Annotated in this window: 5 protein-coding genes and 1 rRNA gene; 5 read left to right on the top strand and 1 reads right to left on the bottom strand. The window is 58.9% G+C overall.

Translation table 11 applies throughout. The annotated features are described in order from the left end of the window. Window positions 1–518: hypothetical protein (locus BM131_RS19540; RefSeq protein ID WP_175499499.1), on the top strand; the 518-nt coding region annotated here is incomplete at its 5' end. A 12-nt stretch (window positions 519–530) separates the two neighbouring features. Then, window positions 531–3,143, top strand: coding sequence for an ATP-dependent chaperone ClpB (gene clpB, locus BM131_RS19535; RefSeq protein ID WP_090192134.1), 2,613 nt, complete (start codon window positions 531–533; stop codon window positions 3,141–3,143). A 58-nt stretch (window positions 3,144–3,201) separates the two neighbouring features. Here the strand turns inward: clpB and BM131_RS19530 are convergent, their stop codons facing one another. Continuing rightward, the gene (locus BM131_RS19530) at window positions 3,202–3,684 is read right to left on the bottom strand and encodes a fasciclin domain-containing protein (protein ID WP_090192132.1); all 483 of its coding nucleotides are present in this window, start codon (window positions 3,682–3,684) and stop codon (window positions 3,202–3,204) included. A 293-nt stretch (window positions 3,685–3,977) separates the two neighbouring features. Here BM131_RS19530 and msrP point away from each other — a divergent pair, with 293 nt between their 5' ends. From msrP to BM131_RS19515, 3 genes are all read left to right on the top strand, one after another. After that, window positions 3,978–4,877: a protein-methionine-sulfoxide reductase catalytic subunit MsrP gene (gene msrP, locus BM131_RS19525; RefSeq protein WP_090192130.1), complete on the top strand. Its 900-nt coding sequence runs from the start codon at window positions 3,978–3,980 to the stop codon at window positions 4,875–4,877. Beyond that, window positions 4,877–5,518, top strand: a complete 642-nt coding sequence (gene msrQ, locus BM131_RS19520; RefSeq protein ID WP_090192128.1) for a protein-methionine-sulfoxide reductase heme-binding subunit MsrQ — start codon at window positions 4,877–4,879, stop codon at window positions 5,516–5,518. Before msrP ends, msrQ begins: the two co-directional genes overlap by 1 nt. Before the next feature lie 606 nt (window positions 5,519–6,124). Continuing rightward, window positions 6,125–6,194, top strand: a 16S ribosomal RNA gene (locus BM131_RS19515); the annotation flags it as partial.

Genomic DNA, 6,194 nt, shown 5'->3' with positions numbered 1-6,194 from the left:
TGCTGAAGAAGCTGCACCTGCTGAAGAAGCTGCACCTGCTGAAGAAGCTGCACCTGCTGAAGAAGCTGCACCTGCTGAAGAAGCTGCACCTGCTGCGGAAGCTGCGCCTGCTGAAGAAGCTGCGCCTGCTGAAGAAGCTGCGCCTGCTGAGGAAGCCGCGCCTGCTGCGGAAGCTGCGCCTGCTGCGGAAGCCGCGCCTGCCGCGGAAGCTGCACCTGCTGAAGAAGCTGCACCTGCTGAGGAAGCTGCGCCTGCTGAGGAAGCTGCACCTGCTGCGGAAGCTGCGCCTGCTGAAGAAGCTGCACCAGTCGACGAAGAAGCTGCGCCTGCTTCTAACTAAGCATCGCGAAAGATCGACATGGATGGCGCGTCCCGCAGGGGGCGCGCCATTTGCGTTTTGGGTGCGGATTTTGGGTGTGGGATACTTGCAACAGGGCGCGCGGCCTCCCACATTTATAATGAGGCCCGAACACGGGGTGTGCCGCACAGCGGGCGCCTCAGGACATCGGGTGCTTTAGAGGAGAGACACCATGAACCTAGAGAAATTTACAGAACGGTCGCGCGGTTTCATTCAGGCCGCACAGACCATCGCGATGCGCGAAAATCACCAGCGTTTGCTGCCGGAACACCTGCTGAAGGCCTTGATGGACGACAGCGAAGGCCTTGCTGCGAACCTGATCAGCCACGGCGGCGGCGATGCAAAAGCCGTGCGCGAACATGTCGACGCGACAGTCGCGCGGATTGCCAAGGTAACAGGCGACGCTGGCCAAACCTATATGGACAATATGACGGCCAAGGTTTTGGACGAGGCTGAAAAGCTGGCGACCAAGGCGGGCGACAGCTTTGTCCCGGTGGAACGGATTTTGACGGCTTTGGCTGTGGTGAAATCTAAAGCCAAGGATGCGCTGGACGCGGGTAAAGTCACGCCCATGACGCTGAATGCGGCTATCAATGACGTGCGCAAAGGGCGGACGGCGGATAGCGCGAGCGCCGAGGACGGCTATGACGCGCTGAATAAATACGCTCGCGATCTGACCGAGGCGGCCCGCGAGGGTAAGATTGACCCGATTATTGGCCGGGACGAAGAAATTCGCCGGTCGATGCAGGTGCTGTCGCGCCGGACCAAGAATAACCCGGTCCTGATTGGCGAGCCCGGCGTCGGTAAAACTGCGATTGCCGAAGGTCTGGCCCTGCGGATCGTCAATGGCGACGTGCCAGAGAGCCTGCGCAATAAGCGCCTTATGGCGCTGGATATGGGTGCCTTGATCGCTGGCGCGAAATATCGCGGCGAGTTCGAGGAGCGGCTGAAGTCGATCCTGAAAGAGATCGAGGCTGCGGCGGGCGAGGTCATCTTGTTCATCGACGAGATGCACACGCTGGTTGGCGCGGGCAAAGCGGATGGCGCGATGGACGCTGCGAACTTGATCAAGCCAGCGCTGGCGCGGGGCGAGCTGCACTGCGTGGGTGCGACGACGCTGGATGAGTACCGCAAATATGTCGAAAAGGACGCGGCGCTTGCGCGGCGGTTCCAGCCGATCATGGTCGAAGAGCCGACCGTCGAGGACACGATCAGTATCCTGCGCGGTATTAAAGAGAAGTATGAGCTGCACCACGGTGTGCGGATTTCGGACTCGGCGCTGGTTGCTGCGGCGACTCTGTCGCACCGCTATATCACCGACCGCTTTTTGCCGGATAAGGCCATCGACCTGATGGACGAGGCCGCCAGCCGTCTGCGGATGGAAGTGGACAGCAAGCCAGAAGCTCTGGATGCGCTGGACCGCGACATCATGCAAAAGCAGATCGAGCAGGAGGCGCTGCGTAAAGAAGACGATCAGGCGTCGAAGGATCGCTTGGCCAAGCTGGAAGAAGAGCTGGCCAACCTGCAGGAGCGTGCGTCAGAGATGACGGCGAAATGGCAGGCCGAGCGGGACAAGCTGGAGTCGGGTCGCGAGCTGAAGGAAAAGCTGGACCGCGCGCGGGCCGAGCTGGAGATCGCCAAGCGCGAGGGCAATTTGGCCAAGGCCGGAGAGCTGTCTTATGGTGTGATCCCAGAACTAGAGCGCAAGCTGAGCGAGTCCGACGGCAACGAAGACCTGATGGTCGAAGAAGCCGTGCGGCCAGAACAGATCGCCGAGGTCGTCGAGCGCTGGACCGGTATTCCGATGTCCAAGATGCTGGAAGGCGAGCGGGACAAGCTGCTGCGGATGGAAGACGAGCTGGGCAAGCGCGTCATCGGTCAAAAGCAGGCCGTGCGGGCGGTTGCCAATGCGGTGCGCCGGGCGCGTGCTGGTTTGAATGACGAGGGGCGCCCCTTGGGTAGCTTCTTGTTCCTTGGGCCAACAGGTGTCGGTAAAACAGAGCTGACGAAGGCACTGGCGAACTATCTGTTCGACGATGACAACGCGATGGTGCGGATCGACATGAGTGAATTCATGGAGAAACACGCTGTGAGCCGTCTGATTGGCGCGCCTCCGGGCTATGTTGGTTATGACGAGGGCGGTGTGCTGACCGAAGCCGTGCGGCGCCGTCCATATCAGGTGGTGCTGTTCGATGAGGTCGAAAAGGCGCACCCTGATGTCTTTAACGTGCTGTTGCAGGTTCTGGACGATGGTGTGCTGACGGACGGGCAGGGGCGGACGGTTGATTTCAAGCAGACGCTGATCATCCTGACGTCGAACCTTGGGGCGCAGGCGCTGAGCCTGATGCCGGATGGGGCTGACCCGGCAGAGGCCAAGCGCGATGTGATGGACGCGGTGCGGGCGCACTTCCGGCCCGAGTTCCTGAACCGTCTGGACGAGACGATTATCTTTGATCGCCTGGCACGGAGCGACATGGCTGGGATCGTCACGATCCAGATGCAGCGGCTGGAACAGCGGCTGGCGGGGCGGAATATCCACCTTGATCTGGACGCTGGTGCGCTGGGCTGGCTGGCCGACGAAGGGTATGACCCGGTGTTCGGCGCGCGGCCGCTGAAGCGGGTGATCCAGCGGGCGTTGCAGGATCAGCTGGCCGAGATGATCTTGTCAGGCGATGTGCATGACGGTGATACGATCCCGGTCAGCGCGGGTGTCGATGGTTTGATCGTTGGTGACCGGGTGTCGGGCAGCAACAGGCCCAAACCGGATGACGCCGTCGTCCACTAAACAACGAAGCCCCGGCAGAGCGATCTGCCGGGGCTTTTTGTTGCGGTGTAATCAGTGATTACATCGGTGGCAGGATGACGGAGTCGATCACGTGGATCACGCCGTTCGATGCGGCAATGTCTGCAGTGCTGACCGTGGCGTCGTTCACCATGACGGTGTCGCCGACGGTAAAGGTCACGTCCTGGCCTTCGACGGTGGCGGCGGTCATGCCATCGGTCAGGTCAGCTGCCATCACGGCACCTGGGACAACGTGGTAGGTCAGGATCTTGGCAAGCGCTTCGGGATCCTGCAGCAGACCTTCGACGGTGCCTTCGGGCAGAGCGGCAAAGGCTTCATCTGTGGGGGCGAACACGGTGAACGGGCCTTCGCCCTTCAGCGTATCAACCAAACCGGCGGCTTCAACGGCGGCGACAAGGGTGGTAAAGTTACCGGCTTCGATGGCGGTATCGACAATATCCTTGTCAGCGGAGTGGGCGGCAGCGAAAGCGCCTGTGCCCAGTGTGATCAGGGCGGCGGTCGTCATGAACGTACGGCGTAGCATAATGGTCGTCTCCTTGGTGTATGTTGATGCGCGCCGATCCTTGGCCGCATGATCCGAATATGGGTGGCGAAATCGCCCCGACCAGACCGAAAATTGCGGCGTCCTGTCACTGGTCGATGGATAGTTTCGCTCTATGGTTGTTAATTGTGTCAGATATTTCACGCATGTGTGAACATAGATGAGGGCGTTGGGCTAAGGTTGATGCCTTGATTACGGGTCGCCCTCGTCAACGTGAGAAACCTTTCAACAGTTTTATGCGTATATCCTTTGAGACATTTGAATCGGAGAGACCTATGGCCCACCGCTGGAAGAACGATATGACCCCCGCCGACGTGACACCGAAGTCGCTGTTCTTGAATCGGCGGCAGCTGATTGCGGGAACGGCTGGCCTTGGGGCGATCGCGATGGCTGGCGGTGCGCAGGCGCAGGACGCGATGACGCCGAACACGCTGGAAGAGATCACGACCTACAATAACTTCTACGAATTCGGCACCGGCAAGAGCGATCCGGCCAACAATGCAGAAGCGATGGTGATCGACCCTTGGACGGTGACGGTTGATGGCTTGGTGGACAATCCCGGCGACTATTCCTTGGCCGACCTGACCGAAGGCCTGACGATTGAAGAGCGGATCTATCGTTTCCGCTGTGTCGAGGCGTGGTCGATGGTCGTGCCATGGCAGGGGTTCGAGCTGGCAGACCTGCTTGCCAAGGTCGGCGTTCAGGGGGATGCGAAATACGTCGCCTTTGAAACGGTCGTCCAGCCAGAGAATATGCCGGGCGTGCGCAGCCGCGTCATCGACTTTCCCTATGTCGAAGGTCTGCGCCTAGACGAGGCAATGCACCCGCTGACGATGATGGCGACGGGCCTATATGGCGCGCCGCTGCCAAAGCAGTCCGGCGCGCCGCTGCGGTTGGTGGTGCCATGGAAGTATGGATTCAAATCCATCAAGTCGATCGTCAAGATCAGCCTTGTGGCCGAACAGCCAGAAGCCACATGGAACAACATCAACCCGCGTGAGTACGGTTTCTATTCCAACGTGAACCCCGGCGTCGATCATCCCCGGTGGAGCCAAGCCACAGAGCGGCGCATTGGCGGCGGATTGTTTGCCTCGCGTCAGGATACGTTAATGTTCAACGGCTATGACGAAGTCGCCAGCCTGTATGACGGCATGGACCTGAGCAAAGAGTTTTGATGTCTGCCGCAACAACCATCAACGGCGGTCTGCGCCGCGTGCCTGCTTGGCCCCTCTATATACTGGGGGCCGGGTATATGGTGTGGGAGTTCTGGCAAGCGCTGAACGGTCTTGGTCCCTACGGGGTCGAGCCGATCAATGTGCTAGAGCGCGAATACGGCGAAATCGCGTTGATCCTGCTTATCGCGGGTTTGACCGTGACGCCGCTGCGGACGTGGACGGGCGTGAACCTGATCAAGTTCCGCCGCGCCATTGGGCTGCTCGCGTTCTTCTATGTGCTGGCGCATTTCCTCGTGTTCACGGTGCTTGATGTGCAAACCATTGGCCGCGTTGTGACCGAGGTGATCAAACGTCCCTACGTGACGGTCGGCTTTCTAGGGTTTCTTGCGTTGATTCCGTTGGCAGTAACCTCGAACAATTGGTCAATCCGCCGGATCGGACCAGTGCGGTGGCGGCGTTTGCACAAGCTGACCTATCCCGCCGCGCTATTGGGGGCGCTGCATTACATCTGGCTGGTCAAAGGATGGCCGCTAGAGCCGTTCCTTTACATGGGGGCGGTAATTGCGCTGCTGGTCTTGCGTCTGAACTGGACCAAGATTCGCGCGATTCTGATCCCCAGCCGGCAGCAGACCAATAGCTGATGTCTAGGTCTTGTGGTGCTCGCGCCGGACACCACAAGACGGCGGGCGGGCTAAGTCATTATCTTTCGATGCGACCTAGGGTCGGGCTACGAATGTGTCGCTAAACCCCTTATTTTATACGAAATTTGGGGTTGTCACAAAAAATGAGAATTTGTGCGATTTCGCTCTTGCGGGTCCCGGCTGCTATCCGTAGAACCCACCCAACGAAGCGACGAACAAGCCGCTACGGACTGCCAGACGGACCAGACGACACACTGGACGGAACGCGAGGCGGTTAAGAAATTCGGAATTTGACAGGCGGGCGCGCCGTTACTTTTGGGCGCATCAGTTTGTTATTGTTCCAACGCTGTTTGAAAATTTAGTATCTGAAGAGATATGTGGGCGGTTTGGTTCAGTTCGATGGATCAGACGTCTGTATATCGCGCCTCTAGGATTTAGGTCCGATGATGAGGTGTCAGCTTCACTGTTTGATGTGGTTTCTTGTTATCTTTGGATAACCTGAAGCACAGAAGACAGAGAAACGTTGATATTTAGTACCTTAGCCGGGCTAGATATTGATGATGTGCAGAGGTTCGAACGTCAAGGAATAGCGCCTTTTGGTGCTTTCAACTTGAGAGTTTGATCCTGGCTCAGAACGAACGCTGGCGGCACGCCTAACACATGCAAGTCGAGCGAG

Source organism: Loktanella salsilacus (assembly GCF_900114485.1).
In the GTDB taxonomy this organism is placed as follows: Bacteria; Pseudomonadota; Alphaproteobacteria; order Rhodobacterales; family Rhodobacteraceae; genus Loktanella; species Loktanella salsilacus.
The sequence above is the reverse complement of the archived record's forward strand: the minus strand, read 5'-3'. Positions and strand labels throughout refer to the sequence as shown.